Below are 15,330 nucleotides of genomic sequence, written 5' to 3'. Positions count from 1 at the left end.
CAGGGTTTTGTGTTTTTAGCGGGTAATCAGGCGACTACGGCTTCAGCCGGAGAAACGATACTGGTCTTCATCCCGCGCGAACGGCCCGAGCTCAGATAAGCCGCAATCGACTCCTGCGTCACCTCACCGAGGAACACCCGTTCGGCATCCATCACCGGCAACCACGACCGATTGAACTCGTACATCCGCGACAGCAGGATGCGCAAATGCTCGTCGTATGCCGCCGTGGCGTTGAACTCACGCAGGAATTGCGCGCAAGTGCCGGTCTGACGGTGCAGATCACGGCGACGCACATACCCCAGCGCCTTGTTATCGGCACAGGTGACGACGACATAACGACGGTCATGCTCGTCCATCAACTCCAGCGCATCGGCCACCGGCGTTTCCGGGCTCACCGATGGCGCGTTGTCCGCCGCATCTTCTGCCTTCACCAACAGCAGACGCTTGAGCGTACTGTCCTGACCGACGAAGTTGCTGACAAAGTCGTCGGCCGGGTGCGCAAGCAACGTGTCCGGGTGATCGATCTGCAACAGTTTGCCGGCGCGGAAGATCGCGATCTTGTCGCCGAGTTTGATCGCTTCGTCGATGTCGTGGCTGACCATGATCACGGTCTTGTTCAGCGCGCGTTGCATCTCGAAGAATTCGTTCTGGATCATCTCGCGGTTGATCGGGTCGACCGCACCGAACGGTTCGTCCATCAACAGCAGCGGCGCGTCCGCCGCCAGTGCACGGATCACGCCGATGCGCTGTTGCTGGCCACCGGACAGTTCGCGCGGATAACGATGCAGATACTGCTTGGGCTCAAGCTTGATCATGCTCATCAATTCGCGGGCGCGGTCGTGGCATTTCTGTTTGTCCCAGCCGAGCAGTTTCGGCACGACAACGATGTTTTCTTCGATGGTCATGTTCGGGAACAGACCGATCTGCTGGATCACGTAACCGATGTTGCGACGCAGGGTCACTTCGTCGAGATCGGTGGTGTCTTCGCCGTTGATGAGGATCTTGCCCGAGGTCGGTTTGATCAGGCGGTTGATCATTTTCAACGTGGTGCTTTTGCCGCAGCCCGATGGCCCGAGGAACACACAGATTTCGCCTTCATTGACGGTCAGGCTCACCGAGTCCACGGCTTTGACGTCTTTGCCGTTGCTTTGGAAAGTTTTGCTGAGGTTTTGAAGTTCGATCATTTGAGCAGTCCTTTTGGAGTCAACGAGCGTTGCAGCCATTGGAGAAACAGGTCAGCGAAAATGGCCAGAAGACTGACCAGCAGCGCGCCGACGATGAGCATCGACATGTCACTGCGGCTGATGGAAGCGAGGATCAACACACCGAGGCCACCGGCGCCGATGGTCGCGGCGATCGTCATCACGCCGATGTTCATCACCACGGCGGTGCGCACGCCGGCGAGGATCACCGGCACCGCAATCGGCAATTCGACCATGCGCAGGCGTTGGCCGAAGGTCATGCCGATGCCGCGTGCGGCTTCACGGATGCCCGGTTCAACGCCGGTGAGGGCGAGGTAGGTGTTGCGCATGATCGGCAGCAGCGAATAGAGGAACACGGCGGTGATCGCCGGCATCGGGCCGAGGCCTTGGCCGAACTTGGAATAGAACGGCAGCAGCAGGCCGAACAGGGCAATCGACGGCACGGTCAGCAGCACCGTGGCGCTGGCTTGCAAGGGACCGGCGAGGGTCGGAAACCGCGTCATCAAAATGCCCAACGGCACGCCAACGACAATCGCCAGGGTCACGGCGATGCCGACGAGGGTGATGTGCTGCCAGGTCAGGTGCATCACCTGCTGCCAGTCGAGATGGGAAAAGGCGTTCAGGAATTCCATGACTTCTCCTCTCTTAATTCAACGGATGTTGGCGCAGGAAATCGGCGGCAACTTTCGATGGGCTTTCGTGATCGACATCGACCCGCGCGTTGAGCTGGCGCATGGTTTCGTCGTCGAACAGTTCGGCCAGCGGTTTGAGTTGTTCGGCCAGTTGCGGGTGTGCGTCGAGATAGGCCTGACGTACCACGGGTGCGGCGGTGTAGTCGGGGAAGTAATGCTTGTCGTCTTCCAGCAACTTCAGACCGAAGGCGTTGAGGCGACCGTCGGTGGTGTAGACCAGACCGGCGAACACCTGGCCGTTGCGCAATGCCGTGTAAACCAGCCCCGCGTCCATCTGGCGGATGTTGTTGCGGGTCAGGTTCATGCCGTAGAGATCGACCATGCCGATCAGGCCGTCGGAGCGGTTGGCGAACTCGGTGTCCAGCGCCACCAGATGATTGGTCTTGGCCTCGGCGCGCAGCACGTCGTTCAGCTGGCTGATGTTGTTGATCTGCGGATATTCCTCGGCGACCTTTTTTGGCAGCGCGAGGGCGTAGGTGTTGCTGAATTTCGACGGTGTCAGCCAGATCAGGCCTTTCTTCGCGTCGAGTTCTTTCACTCGGGCGTAGGACTGGGCGCTGTCGAGTTTCTCGGTGACATGGTTGTAAGCCACCAGCGACACGCCGGTGTATTCCCAAAGCATGTCCAGTTGCCCGCTTTCATGGGCGCTGCGGGCGAGGTTGCTGCCCAGACCACCGGTGATCTGCGCGTCGTAGCCTTTGCTGCGCAGGTACTGTGCGGTGATTTCGGCGAGCAGGGTCTGCTCGGTAAACACCCGGGCGCCGAGGCGGATAACCGGTTTTTCAGCGGCTTGGGCGACGCCTGCGAACAGCAGAATGCAGCCCAGAATCAAACTAAATCGTTTCATAGGTATTCCTTCGCAAAAGCCTTAAGACGTGCGCAAACCGCGTTCCAGCCAGAGTCGGCTGGCGAGGGTGACGACGCCATCGAGCAGCAAGGCCAGCAGCGCGGTGCACGCGGCGCCGAGCAGCAGTTGCGGCTGATTGTTCAGGGCGATGCCAGGGAAGATCAGGCTGCCGAGGCTGTTGGCACCGATCAGGAAGGCCAGCGGCGCGGTGCCGACGTTGATCGCCAAGGCCACGCGCACACCACCGACAATGATCGGCACGGCGTTGGGCAATTCGACTTTCCACAGCACTTGGCGCGGCGTCATGCCGATGCCGACGGCCGCTTCTTTCAGCGAGCCTTGGACATTTTTCAGGCCTTCGTAGGTGTTGCGCACGATCGGCAACAGGGAGGCGAGGAACAAAGCGAAGATCGCCGGGCCACTGCCGATGCCGAGGACGCCCAGGGCAATCGCGAGCACGGCCAGCGGAGGCACGGTGTTACCGATATTGAAGATCTGCATGAAGCGTTCAGCGCGGCCGACCATGGTCGGGCGACTGAGGAAGATGCCGGCGGGGATGCCCACGACAAGGGCGGCCAGCATTGAAGCGAGGACGAGAATCAGATGAGCTTGCAGGTAAAACAACAAATCGTCGCGGTAGTGTTCGATCGTGTTGATGCCGATCCAGTGGACCAGCAGGGCCAGGAGCGCGATCACCACCGCACCTCCCATCAGCCCTTTGCCATAGCGGATAGCCACAGGCGGACTCCTTTTTTTGTAGTCGGCGAGCGCAGTCCCGTGTGGCATGCCAAGCCTTGGCTGCCGGGAGCGTCGTTCGCGAAAAGTAGCCGTTTTTCAGGACCGGCAAAGCGGTCTGAAAGCGAGCCATGAGCGCAGCCTCGTCAGGCTAACTTGCTGATTTTTCAGCCCCTGACGAAAATTCGTAACAGGGGATGGACGTCTCCGTGCTTTAAAAGGTTCCCATCTGCGGCAGCATTTGGCCACCCTTAATGTGCTCAACGGTTCGGTTATTGCATCGAGTTGGGCTATAATCGCGGCCCTTTTTTGAATCACCGCCAGGCGATTTCCCATGACCAACCAGGCCGCCGAAGTCGCGAAACGCCGCACTTTCGCCATTATTTCCCACCCCGATGCCGGTAAAACCACGATCACCGAAAAGCTCCTGTTGATGGGCAAGGCGATTGCAGTGGCCGGTACGGTGAAATCCCGTAAATCCGATCGCCATGCGACATCCGACTGGATGGAGATGGAGAAGCAGCGGGGTATTTCCATTACCACGTCGGTCATGCAGTTCCCGTATCGCGAACACATGATCAACCTGCTCGACACCCCGGGCCACGAAGACTTCTCCGAAGATACCTACCGCACCCTGACGGCGGTCGACTCGGCATTGATGGTTCTCGACGGCGGTAAAGGTGTCGAGCCACGGACCATTGCGCTGATGGACGTCTGCCGTCTGCGTGACACGCCGATTGTCAGTTTCATCAACAAACTCGACCGTGACATCCGCGACCCGATCGAACTGCTCGACGAAATCGAAGCGGTCCTGAAGATCAAGGCTGCGCCGATCACCTGGCCGATCGGTTGCTACCGCGACTTCAAGGGCGTGTACCACCTGGCTGACGACTACATCATTGTCTACACCGCCGGTCACGGTCACGAACGCACCGAAACCAAGATCATCGAGAAGCTCGATTCGGACGAAGCCCGCGCGCACCTGGGCGACGAATACGAGCGTTTCATCGAGCAGCTGGAACTGGTTCAAGGCGCCTGCCACGAATTCAACCAGCAGGAATTCCTCGACGGTCAGCTGACTCCGGTGTTCTTCGGTACGGCTTTGGGCAACTTCGGTGTTGACCACGTCCTCGACGCCGTCGTTGATTGGGCGCCGCGTCCTCTGGCCCGTGTGGCCAACGAACGTACCGTTGAGCCGATCGAAGAGAAGTTCTCCGGCTTCATCTTCAAGATTCAGGCGAACATGGACCCGAAGCACCGCGACCGTATCGCCTTCATGCGCATTTGCTCCGGCAAGTACGAAAAAGGCATGAAGATGCGCCACGTGCGCACCGGCAAGGACGTGCGCATCGGCGATGCCCTGACGTTCTTCTCCTCTGAGCGTGAGCAACTGGAAGAAGCCTTTGCCGGCGACATCATCGGTCTGCACAACCACGGCACCATCCAGATCGGCGACACCTTCAGCGAAGGCGAAACCCTCGGTTTCACCGGCATTCCGCACTTCGCCCCGGAACTGTTCCGCCGCGTTCGCCTGCGTGACCCGCTGAAATCCAAGCAACTGCGTCAGGGCCTGCAACAGCTGGCCGAAGAAGGCGCAACGCAGGTGTTCTTCCCGGAGCGCAGCAACGACATCATCCTCGGCGCCGTCGGTGTGCTGCAGTTCGACGTGGTCGCCAGCCGTTTGAAAGAGGAATACAAGGTCGAGTGCTCCTACGAGCCGATCACCGTGTACTCCGCGCGCTGGATCGAATGCGGCGACAAGAAGAAGCTCGAAGAATTCTCCAACAAGGCAGTAGAAAACCTTGCGGTCGACGGCGGCGGTCACCTGACCTACCTCGCCCCGACGCGGGTCAATCTGGCGTTGATGGAAGAGCGCTGGCCGGACGTGAAATTCCGTGCGACGCGTGAGCATCACTAAGCGCTGAACCGCTGTACCCAAAACCCTCGAAGCGAAAGCCTCGAGGGTTTTTTATTGCCTGCCAATAACCCGCTGCAAAAATACTCCCTGTAGGAGCTGCCGAAGGCTGCGATCTTTTGACGTTGGTTTTTAAAAACAAGATCAACAGATCGCAGCCTGCGGGAGCTCCTACACGGGGGGGGTAGGGCGGCTCTGTTTTTCTGGTGTCAGGCATTTTGATGCGCGACAACGGCAGTGTTGACCGTTAGTGTTCCGGTTCCACGCCAGCCGCTTTCAGAGGTCAACGGAATGACGGGTCGATTGATTCACCTGCTACGTCTCGACGGCTATTTCAGCCTGATGGCCTGGGTGCTCGCCGCGTTGCTGTTCATCAATCGCCTGAGCAGCATGGTCAAGCTGTTCATGGCGTTGTATCTGCGTCAGGAGCTGGGGCTGGCGATCGAGACGGTTGGCTGGTTGCTGGCGACGTATGGCGCCGGTTTGCTGATCGGCTCGATGCTCGGTGGCTGGCTCAGTGATCATGTGCGCACCGCGCGGCTGACGGCGGCATTGTTCTTCGTTTCGATGTGGGTGCTGATCCTCCTCGGGCTGGTGACGCAGGTGCCGCTCTTGGCCGGGTTGCTGTTGCTTAGCGGCACCGTCGATGGCGCGATTCGTACGTTGCACCAGCGCTTGATCATGGAGTATTGCGAGCCTGCGCAGCGCCCCCGCGCTCAGGCTCTGAGCCGGGTGGCGCGGAACCTCGGCATGGCTGCCGCCGGTATTGCCGGCGGGGTGTTGGCGCAGACGGATTTTCGCTGGGTGTTTTTTGCCAGTGCGGCGATGACGCTGCTGGCGTTGCTCTGGTTTGTGCGCACCACCTGGCGCCGGCCCGTGCTGAAATCTGACGAGGTAGCCGAGGCGGGCACAGGCACTGGAGCGCCGTTACGTGACACCGCGTTTCTCTGGCTACTGGCGGCGGCGGTGTTGCTCGGGATGGCTTTCGACACGGTCTACAGCACGCTGGGCAACTACCTGCGCGACTACTATCACCTGAGCACCGAAGCCATCGGTTGGCAGTTCGGGCTCAATGCGATGCTGGTGGTGGCGCTGCAAATTCCACTGACGCACTGGGGCGAGCGCTGGGGCGCACGGCGGCAACTGCTGGCAGGTTGTGTGCTGCTGGCGATCGGCTTGGCAATGCTGCCGTTTGGCTCCGGTTTGCTTTACGTCTGTCTGTCGACGGTGATCTGGACACTGGGTGAAGCTTTTTTCATGCCGCCGATGAATGTGCTGGTCATGCAGCATGCGCAGGGCGGTAAAAGCGGCCAATATTTTGGCCTGTTCTTTATGAGCTGGAGCGCGAGCGCACTCTTGTCGCCGGTGCTGAGTGGTCAGCTGTATGGGCGCTTCGGCGGGCACAGCGTGTGGTTTGCCAGTGCGACGCTGGCGCTGATGACGTTGCCGCTGATCTATCTGGCGACCCGTTCATCTGTCCAAGCCAAGGCGCTCGATACCCGCAAAGGAAGGCCTTCACTTAGCTGATTCGGTTATAGCGGTTATTCACAAGTGATCTGCCAAACCGGGGCATTTACCCGCGCTCATTAGCGTCCTATCTGGTGAACCCGGCTGATCGGAACTAGATTTCATTCAGCGCCGGATCGGCACTCCAGGCTTCAATCACGAAAGGATGGAAATGGCTATGAGCATTTTTCAACGCATTGTGCTGTTGCTGAAGGTTTTGGTGATGCTGTCACTCGGTACGTCTGCAGCCTGGGCGAGTACTGCCGGTCCAGCGCAGGGTTTTAATGCGCCACATGGTCACGGCGGTGTGATCGTGCTGGCCAAGTCCGAGTCCGAACCGGGCGATCAGGATCAGGGCGGCAGCAAGGATGATGATGACTCGACCACGGACGAGCCGGACACTGACGATGACGACGGCGATAGCCAGACGTAGATCGCAGGCAAAAGAAAAAACCCCTCTGCTGCGATTGATTCACCAGCAGTGGAAGGGGTTGTTATTTGTGGATGTGGAATCACACGCAGAGGCCAGGTTTTACCGGTACCTTGATATCTACTGATTCTATCGTAAGGCTTGTTTCTGGTTCATATGCTTTTTTACAAGGCTAATTAATATATTCAGTTCAATTTGATCGGTGGTACCTGTCAGAAGTGACAGTGGCTGACTCGTCTTGGCGATGGTTTAATTTTATGGCTTTTAAATTAAACAGAGAGGAGCTAGCCATGACTGCGCAACAGAATGTTACGACGGGTAAGTTTAAAGTCAAAGTAAGCGGGGACAAGGGGTTTGTTTCTGAAATAGTGCGTTGTGATATGCATAGTCCGAGGTCTCTTGTTCTTCAAAGTTGGGGGGATGAAGGTCTGGAGTTGAAAATACATATCGCAGAGGAGCATGCAATTGAGCAGGGCGTCGATTATAAAGTTGATGGGTCAAATCAAAACAGCGCCTATTACAAAAACCAGCACGGACAATTTAAGGTAAAGAGTGGGAGCGTCAAACTCACGACTTTTGACCTGAAAGAAAAAACTGTCCTTTTCAGTTTCAATTTTACAGCTTCAGACAATAACGACGTATTGAAGATTTTGAGTGGTGACGGGGCTTTTCAAGGCATCAACCAATTGTCATGAAATACCGCGGCGGTCTGCAGCAGTTTCGTAATTTGCAGGCAAAAGAAAACCCCTTCTGCCTCGACTGATGCGCAATCGAAGTGGAAGGGGTTGGGTTAACACATCATTTGCGGATAAACACGATCCCTGTAGGAGCTGCGGCACGCTGCGATCTTTTGCTCTTGATTCTGAAAATCAAAAGATCGCAGCCTCGTTGCACTCGACAGCTCCTACAGGTTTTATAGCTACTCGACAGCTGCTACAGGTTTTGTAGCTTACGCGGCGCCGTCGAGGAACTGCTCGGCGTAGTGGCAAGCCACCTGGCGACGGTCAAGCAGGCGCAAGGCCGGCTCTTCCGTGCTGCAACGCTCGGTCGCATACGGGCAGCGCTTGTGGAAAGCACAGCCCGATGGCGGGTTCAGCGGGTTAGGCAGTTCGCCGACAATCTTGATTTTCGGCTTGTTCGGGTCCGGGTGAATGGTCGGGGTCGCCGACAACAGCGCCTGGGTGTACGGGTGCAGCGGACGCTCGTAGATATCGTTCTTCGGCCCCATTTCCACCGGGCGACCGAGGTACATCACCATCACGTCATCGGCCACGTGTTGCACCACCGCAAGGTTGTGCGAAATGAACACGTAAGCGGTGTTGAACTCCTGCTGCAGATCCATGAACAGGTTCAACACCTGCGCCTGAATCGACACGTCGAGCGCCGAGGTCGGTTCGTCCGCCACCAGCACCTTCGGTTGCAACATCATCGCCCGGGCCAGGGCGATACGCTGGCGCTGACCGCCGGAGAACATGTGCGGATAACGCTGGTAGTGTTCAGGGCGCAAGCCGACCTGCTTCATCATCGCCTGGACTTTCTCGCGACGTTCGGCAGCGGACAGGTTGGTGTTGATCAGCAAAGGTTCGCCGAGCTGGTCACCGACTTTCTGCCGTGGGTTCAATGAGGCGTACGGGCTTTGAAAAACCATCTGCACGTCTTTGCGCAATTGCTTGCGCTGGGACTTGTCAGCGCCAGTCACTTCCTGGCCAGCGATTTTCAGCGAACCGGAAGAAGGTTCTTCAATCAGCGTCAACGCACGGGCCAGCGTGGATTTGCCGCAGCCCGATTCGCCAACAACCGCGAGGGTCTTGCCGGCTTCCAGTTCGAACGACACACCGTTGAGGGCGCGCACGGTCGCATGGCCCTTGAACAGGCCACGGGAGACTTCGTAGTGACGGGTGAGGTCGCGGGCGGTAAGTACGACGGCCATTACGCCACCTCCTGGTTCAGCGGGTAGAAGCAGCGGGCGAGGCTGTGGGCTTTCGGATCAAGGCCTGGACGCTGGGCGCGGCAGCTGTCCTGCACGTACGGGCAGCGCGGCGACAGCAGGCAACCCTGCGGACGGTCGTAACGGCCCGGGACGATGCCCGGCAACGTCGACAGGCGTGAGGCGCCGAGGCTGTGCTCGGGAATCGCCTTGAGCAGCGCTTCGCTGTACGGATGCGCCGGGATGTCGAACAGTTGCGGCACCTGACCGACTTCAACGGCCTGGCCCGCGTACATCACGCAGACGCGCTGGGCGGTTTCCGCCACGACTGCGAGGTCGTGAGTGATCAGCACCAGGCCCATGTTCTGTTCTTTCTGCAACGCCAGCAGCAGATCCATGATCTGTGCCTGAATCGTCACGTCGAGCGCCGTGGTCGGTTCGTCGGCGATCAGCAGTTTCGGCTCGCCGGCAATCGCCATGGCGATCGCAACGCGCTGGCTCATACCGCCGGAGAGTTGATGCGGGTAGGCGTCCATACGGCTGGCGGCGCCGGGAATTTCGACTTTTTCCAGCAGCTCGATCGCACGTTTGCGCGCTTGCTTGCCGGACATTTTCAGGTGCAGGCGCAGCACTTCTTCGATCTGGAAACCGACGGTGTAGCTCGGGTTCAGCGCGGTCATCGGATCCTGGAAGACCATCGACAGATCTTTGCCGACGATTTGCCGACGCTGACGGTTGCTCAGCTTGAGCATGTCTTTGCCGTCAAAGTTGAGTGAGTCGGCGGTGACGATGCCCGGATGCTCGATAAGGCCCATCAGGGCCATCATGGTCACGGATTTGCCCGAGCCCGATTCGCCAACGATGGCCAGCACTTCGCCTTTGTCGACTTTCAGATCGAGGCCGTCGACCACCGGGGTCGCGGTCTTGTCGCCGAAGCGAACGTTGAGATTCTTGATTTCTAGCAGTGACATGGGAATCTCCTCAGGCGGCGTTCTTGAGTTTCGGGTCCAGCGCATCGCGCAGACCGTCGCCCATCAAGTTGATTGCCAGCACGCTGAGCAAAATGGTCAAACCAGGCAGACTGACTACCCACCAGGCACGTTCGATGTAGTCGCGGGCCGAGGCCAGCATGGTGCCCCACTCAGGGGTTGGCGGTTGTACGCCAAGGCCGAGGAAGCCCAGTGCGGCAGCATCGAGAATCGCCGAGGAGAAACTCAGGGTTGCCTGCACGATCAGCGGCGCCATGCAGTTGGGCAGCACGGTGATGAACATCAGGCGCGGCAGACCGGCACCGGCCAGGCGCGCGGCGGTTACGTAGTCGCGGTTCAGTTCGCCCATCACGGCGGCACGGGTCAGACGCACGTAGGACGGCAAGGACACCACGGCAATGGCGATCACGGTGTTGATCAGGCCAGGGCCGAGGATGGCGACAATCGCCACCGCCAGCAGCAGCGACGGCAGGGCCAGCATGATGTCCATCAGCCGCATGATGGTCGGGCCGATCATCTTCGGGAAGAAGCCGGCGAACAGACCCAGAAGGATCCCCGGAATCAGCGACATCACTACCGACGACAAGCCGATCAGCAGCGACAGGCGCGAACCCTGGATCAGGCGCGACAGCAGGTCACGACCCAATTCATCGGTACCGAGCAGGAACTGCATCTGCCCGCCTTCAAGCCACGCCGGTGGCGTCAGCAGGAAGTCGCGGTATTGCTCGCTCGGGTTGTGCGGGGCGACCCATGGCGCGAACAGCGCGCAGAAAATCACCAGCAACATGAACAGCAGGCCGGCAACCGCGCCCTTGTTCTTCGAGAAGGCTTGCCAGAACTCTTTGTACGGCGACGGATACAGCAGGCTTTGATCCGCGTTGGAGGCGGAAGTCGCTACTGAGGAAGTTGGAGTGCTCATTGAATTGGACCTCAGCGCTGATGACGGATGCGTGGGTTGGCAAAGCCGTAGAGGATGTCCACTACGAAGTTGACCAGAATCACCAGGCAGGCGATTAACAGGATGCCGTTTTGCACAACCGGATAGTCCCGGGCGCCGATGGCTTCGATCAGCCATTTACCGATGCCGGGCCAGGAGAAAATGGTTTCGGTCAGAACCGCACCGGCGAGCAAAGTGCCGACTTGCAGACCGACCACGGTGAGGACCGGAATCAGCGCGTTACGCAGACCGTGAACGAACACCACGCGCGACGGCGACAGGCCTTTGGCCCTGGCGGTACGGATGTAGTCTTCGCGCAATACTTCGAGCATCGACGAACGGGTCATCCGCGCGATTACCGCCAGCGGGATGGTGCCGAGCACGATGGCTGGCAGGATCAGGTGATGCAGGGCGTCGAAGAACGCACCGACGTCATCGGCCAGCAACGTATCGATCAACATGAAACCGGTGCGCGGCTCGATGTCGTAGAGCAGGTCGATCCGTCCGGAAACCGGGGTCCAGCCCAAGCTCACCGAGAAGAACATGATCAGGATCAGGCCCCACCAGAAGATCGGCATCGAATACCCCGCGAGGGAGATGCCCATCACCCCGTGGTCGAACAGGGATCCTCGCTTGAGTGCCGCAATCACCCCGGCCAGAAGCCCGAGAATGCCGGCGAACAGCAGGGCGGCCATGGACAGTTCCAGGGTCGCCGGGAATAGGGAGGTGAACTCGGTCCATACGCTCTCACGCGTACGCAGGGATTCGCCGAGATCGCCGTGGGCCAGTTTGCCGATGTAGTCCAGATACTGGGCATACAGCGGCTTGTTCAGACCTAGGCGTTCCATTGCCTGAGCGTGCATTTCGGGGTCGACCCGACGTTCGCCCATCATCACTTCCACGGGGTCGCCAGGGATCATGCGAATCAACGCGAAGGTCAGCAAGGTGATGCCGAAAAACGTGGGGATCAACAACCCCAGTCGGCGGGCAATAAAACTAAACATCTTGTGTGGTACCTCATCAGCCGGTTAGGCGTGCCCGGCGTCTCTGGAGTCAGGGACGCCGGGAGTTTCTTATCTACTTCACCTGGGTGGTGGCGAAGTTATTAGTGGTGAGAGGGCTGATGTGATAGCCCTCTACGTTGTTGCGCATTGCAGTGAACATCCTGGTGTGAGCCATGCTGATCCATGGCTGATCCTGATTAAACAGTACCTGAGCCTGTTCGTAGAGCGCGGCGCGTTCGGCCGGATCTACTTTAGCCCGTGCTTCATCCAGCAGCGTCTGGAATTTCTCGTTGCACCAGCGTGCGTAGTTTTCGCCGTTCTTGGCCGCTTCACAACTGAGCATAGGCGTCAGGAAGTTATCCGGGTCGCCGTTGTCGCCCGCCCATCCGGCAGACACCATGTCGTGCTCGCCGTTCTTGGCGCGTTTGAGCATCTCGCCCCATTCCATCACGCGGATGTCGATCTTGATCCCGACTTTCGCCAGGTCAGCCTGCATCATTTGCGCACCGAGCATCGGGTTCGGGTTGGTCGGACCGCCGCCGTTACGGGTGAACAGGGTAAACACGGTGCCGTCCGGAACCCCGGCTTCCTTGAGCAGGGCGCGGGCCTTGTCGAGGTCACGTGGCGGGTTCTTCAGGTCGTGGTTGTAGCCCAGCAGCGTCGGCGGGTACGGGTTGACCGCGACCGAAGCGTTGCCTTTGCCGAACAGGGCGTTGACGTAGGCTTCCTTGTCGAAGGCGATATCGATCGCCTTACGTACGCGCACGTCACTCATGTATTTGTGCTGGGTGTTCATGGCGATGTAGGACACGGTCATCGCGTCCAGTTCGTCGACTTTCAGGTTGCTGTCTTTCTTGATGCTCGGGATGTCATCCGGTTTCGGATACAGCGCGACCTGGCACTCGTTGGCCTTGAGCTTTTGCAGGCGCACGTTGTTGTCGGTGGCGATGGCCAGGATCAACGCGTCAGCCGGCGGCTTGCCACGGAAATAGTCCGGGTTGGCCTTGAAGCGTACCTGGGCGTCTTTGGCATAACGCTGGAAGATGAACGGGCCGGTGCCGACAGGCTTGTTGTTGAGGTCGCTGGTCTTGTTGGCCTTGAGCAACTGGTCGGCGTATTCGGCCGGGTAGATCGAGGAGAACGCCATCGCGATGTCGGCCAGGAACGGCGCTTCGCGGCGGGTCAGGGTGAACTTGACCGTGTTGTCGTCGACTTTTTCTACGCTTTTGAGCAGTTCCTTGAAGCCCATTCTTTCAAAGTACGGGAAGCCCACGCTCGACAGTTTGTGCCACGGGTGATGCGGGTCCAGCTGACGCTGGAAGCTCCAGACCACGTCGTCGGCGTTCATGTCGCGGGTCGGCTTGAAATATTCGGTGGTGTGAAACTTGACGCCTTTGCGCAGGTGGAACGTGTAGTTCAGGCCGTCTTCACTGATGTCCCACGACTCGGCGAGTGCCGGGATCACTTCAGTAGTACCGGGCTTGAAGTCCGCAAGGCGGTTGAAGATGGTTTCGGCCACCGCATCGGCAGTGACTGCAGTCGTGTACTGGACCATATCGAAGCCTTCCGGACTGGCTTCGGTGCAGACCACCAAGGGTTTGGCCGAGACGCCAACAGCGACACTCAGCAACGCAGCCGCGATGGCCGCACGTAGGGGAAGCATTTTCATCGATAACCCTCTGCAATCGGTTGAAGACAAAAAACCGTACGGCCGACTCCTCATGAGTCAGCCGACGGTTGGAGTTTTTACAGAATGTTGAATGGAATCGTGGTCACGAGACGGAACTCGTTGATGCTGCCGTCAGCCTGGTTTTCGCTGGCACGGTGAGTGGTGTAGGTCGCGCGAACAGTGGTGGCCTTGAGTGGACCACTCTGCACGGCGTACGAAGTACCGATGCCGTATTCGTAGTGATGTTCGCCGTCCATGTTGCGTACGTCGTATGCGGTGCCGACGTAGTGAGTACCGTCGATGCCCCAGCCGCGAGCGGTGTAGGCGTTGAACTTCAGGCCCGGGATACCGTATTCGGCCATGTTGATGCCGTAGGCGATCTGGAAGGATTTCTCGTTCGGTCCGTTGAAGTCGGACAGCAGGGAGTTGGCCAGGTAGATGCCGTTGGTTTCGTGCAGGTAGTCGAAGTACTCGTTACCGTTCACTTCCTGATACGAGAAGGTCAGGGTGTGTGCCTGGTGAGTCAGACCGAACGACAGCGAGTAGGTGTCGTTGTCGATGTTACCCATCAACTTTTTGCCTTCGTCGACGGTCTTGTAGTAGTTCAGGCCGGTGGTCAGGCTCAGCACCGAGCTGTCGCCCAGTTCGTGAGTCGCGCCGAAGTAGTACTGGTTCCAGAAGTCTTCAGCCTGGGTCGCGTAGAGGCTGGTTTTCAGGCTCTTGAGCGGCTGATAGTTCACGCCGGCAGTGTTGACGTGATCGGTTTCGACACCGGTGTTGCTGTATTCCGTGCGGAATTTCGACAGGCTCTGTTCGGTACGTGGCGACACGCGGTCGAAGGTGGCGAGGTCGAACGACAGGTTGTCGAATTCTTCACTGTGGATCGCCACACCTTCAAAGCTCGAAGGCAGCGGACGGTTGCCGATGACGTCGACGATCGGGCTGCTGAAGTTCATGCGGCCGGCGGTCAGGGTGGTGTTGGAGATACGTGCCTTGACGTTGGCCAGGCCGAGTTTGCTCCACTGGTCGACGGCGTCACCGTTGGAGTGGGCGAGGGTACGGTTGGAACCGCCCTTGATGTCTTCGCGGCTGCGATCCAGTGCGATGGCGTTGTAAGCCGCAACTTCGGTGCTGATCCCCACGGTGCCCTCGGTGAAGCCCGAGGTGTAGTTGAGGATGGTGCCCTGAACCCAGTTGATCCGGCGCGAACCGGTCAGGGTTTCGCCATGGCGCTCGTATTTGAAGGTACCGCCGCGCTGTTTGTCTTCGTTGGCGTACCAGTTACGGGTCGAACCCGACAGGCTTTGACCGTCGATGAAGCCTTTGGCTTCGGACTGGGCGCTGGTGCTGGCCAGTTGAGTCGGGACGAATTCCTGGCTGACGCTTTCAGCGTGGGCTCCGGCGGTGATGCTGCTGATGGCCAGGGCCAGTATCGCGGTGCTGCTCAGTTTCATGGGTGAAGCTCCTTTACTTTCTT

General features: G+C 58.8%; 14 protein-coding genes. 4 read left to right on the top strand and 10 right to left on the bottom strand.

From position 1 onward, the window contains the following. Positions 1-26 precede the first annotated feature (26 nt). From ACIPZE_RS20465 to ACIPZE_RS20450, 4 genes are read right to left on the bottom strand one after another with little or no spacing between them, the layout of a single operon-like run. Entirely contained in the window at positions 27-1,184 is a 1,158-nt protein-coding gene (locus ACIPZE_RS20465) for a betaine/proline/choline family ABC transporter ATP-binding protein (RefSeq protein ID WP_129389040.1), read from the bottom strand. Beyond that, on the bottom strand, positions 1,181-1,834 hold the full coding sequence (locus tag ACIPZE_RS20460; RefSeq protein WP_007915307.1) for an ABC transporter permease: 654 nt from the start codon (positions 1,832-1,834) through the stop codon (positions 1,181-1,183). Before ACIPZE_RS20460 ends, ACIPZE_RS20465 begins: the two co-directional genes overlap by 4 nt. A 13-nt stretch (positions 1,835-1,847) precedes the next feature. After that, entirely contained in the window at positions 1,848-2,741 is an 894-nt protein-coding gene (locus tag ACIPZE_RS20455) for a glycine betaine ABC transporter substrate-binding protein (protein WP_400774914.1), read from the bottom strand. Between the two features lie 21 nt (positions 2,742-2,762). After that, positions 2,763-3,452, bottom strand: a complete 690-nt coding sequence (locus ACIPZE_RS20450) for an ABC transporter permease (RefSeq protein ID WP_181429342.1) — start codon at positions 3,450-3,452, stop codon at positions 2,763-2,765. A gap of 358 nt (positions 3,453-3,810) precedes the next feature. Here ACIPZE_RS20450 and ACIPZE_RS20445 point away from each other — a divergent pair, with 358 nt between their 5' ends. The 4 genes from ACIPZE_RS20445 to ACIPZE_RS20430 all read left to right on the top strand — a co-directional run bounded on the left by ACIPZE_RS20445 (position 3,811) and on the right by ACIPZE_RS20430 (position 8,022). Then, complete coding sequence (locus ACIPZE_RS20445; protein WP_129389052.1) at positions 3,811-5,394, top strand: peptide chain release factor 3; 1,584 nt, start codon at positions 3,811-3,813, stop codon at positions 5,392-5,394. A 288-nt stretch (positions 5,395-5,682) separates the two neighbouring features. After that, entirely contained in the window at positions 5,683-6,918 is a 1,236-nt protein-coding gene (locus ACIPZE_RS20440) for an MFS transporter (protein WP_400774912.1), read from the top strand. A 157-nt stretch (positions 6,919-7,075) separates the two neighbouring features. Beyond that, positions 7,076-7,330 carry a hypothetical protein gene (locus ACIPZE_RS20435; protein ID WP_164979406.1) on the top strand — a complete coding sequence of 85 codons (255 nt, stop codon included), beginning with the start codon at positions 7,076-7,078 and terminating at the stop codon, positions 7,328-7,330. Between the two features lie 287 nt (positions 7,331-7,617). After that, complete coding sequence (locus ACIPZE_RS20430) at positions 7,618-8,022, top strand: hypothetical protein (protein ID WP_400774909.1); 405 nt, start codon at positions 7,618-7,620, stop codon at positions 8,020-8,022. A 254-nt stretch (positions 8,023-8,276) separates the two neighbouring features. Here the strand turns inward: ACIPZE_RS20430 and ACIPZE_RS20425 are convergent, their stop codons facing one another. From ACIPZE_RS20425 to ACIPZE_RS20400, 6 genes are all read right to left on the bottom strand, one after another. Next, the gene (locus tag ACIPZE_RS20425) at positions 8,277-9,257 is read right to left on the bottom strand and encodes a peptide ABC transporter ATP-binding protein (RefSeq protein ID WP_129389062.1); all 981 of its coding nucleotides are present in this window, start codon (positions 9,255-9,257) and stop codon (positions 8,277-8,279) included. Then, positions 9,257-10,225 (bottom strand): ABC transporter ATP-binding protein, encoded by a 969-nt coding sequence (locus tag ACIPZE_RS20420; RefSeq protein WP_129389065.1) that lies wholly within the window; start codon positions 10,223-10,225, stop codon positions 9,257-9,259. Before ACIPZE_RS20420 ends, ACIPZE_RS20425 begins: the two co-directional genes overlap by 1 nt. Before the next feature lie 10 nt (positions 10,226-10,235). Continuing rightward, the gene (locus ACIPZE_RS20415) at positions 10,236-11,162 is read right to left on the bottom strand and encodes an ABC transporter permease subunit (protein WP_283437701.1); all 927 of its coding nucleotides are present in this window, start codon (positions 11,160-11,162) and stop codon (positions 10,236-10,238) included. Positions 11,163-11,173: 11 nt separating this feature from the next. Further along, positions 11,174-12,184 carry an ABC transporter permease subunit gene (locus ACIPZE_RS20410; protein ID WP_075947650.1) on the bottom strand — a complete coding sequence of 337 codons (1,011 nt, stop codon included), beginning with the start codon at positions 12,182-12,184 and terminating at the stop codon, positions 11,174-11,176. Positions 12,185-12,257: 73 nt separating this feature from the next. After that, entirely contained in the window at positions 12,258-13,853 is a 1,596-nt protein-coding gene (locus tag ACIPZE_RS20405; RefSeq protein WP_400774905.1) for an ABC transporter substrate-binding protein, read from the bottom strand. Between the two features lie 77 nt (positions 13,854-13,930). Beyond that, on the bottom strand, positions 13,931-15,307 hold the full coding sequence (locus ACIPZE_RS20400) for an OprD family porin (RefSeq protein WP_283437700.1): 1,377 nt from the start codon (positions 15,305-15,307) through the stop codon (positions 13,931-13,933). Between the last annotated feature and the right edge of the window lie 23 nt (positions 15,308-15,330).

The organism is Pseudomonas sp. NPDC089741, assembly GCF_044748825.1.
Lineage (GTDB): Bacteria > Pseudomonadota > Gammaproteobacteria > Pseudomonadales > Pseudomonadaceae > Aquipseudomonas > Aquipseudomonas helmanticensis.
The sequence above is the reverse complement of the archived record's forward strand: the minus strand, read 5'-3'. Positions and strand labels throughout refer to the sequence as shown.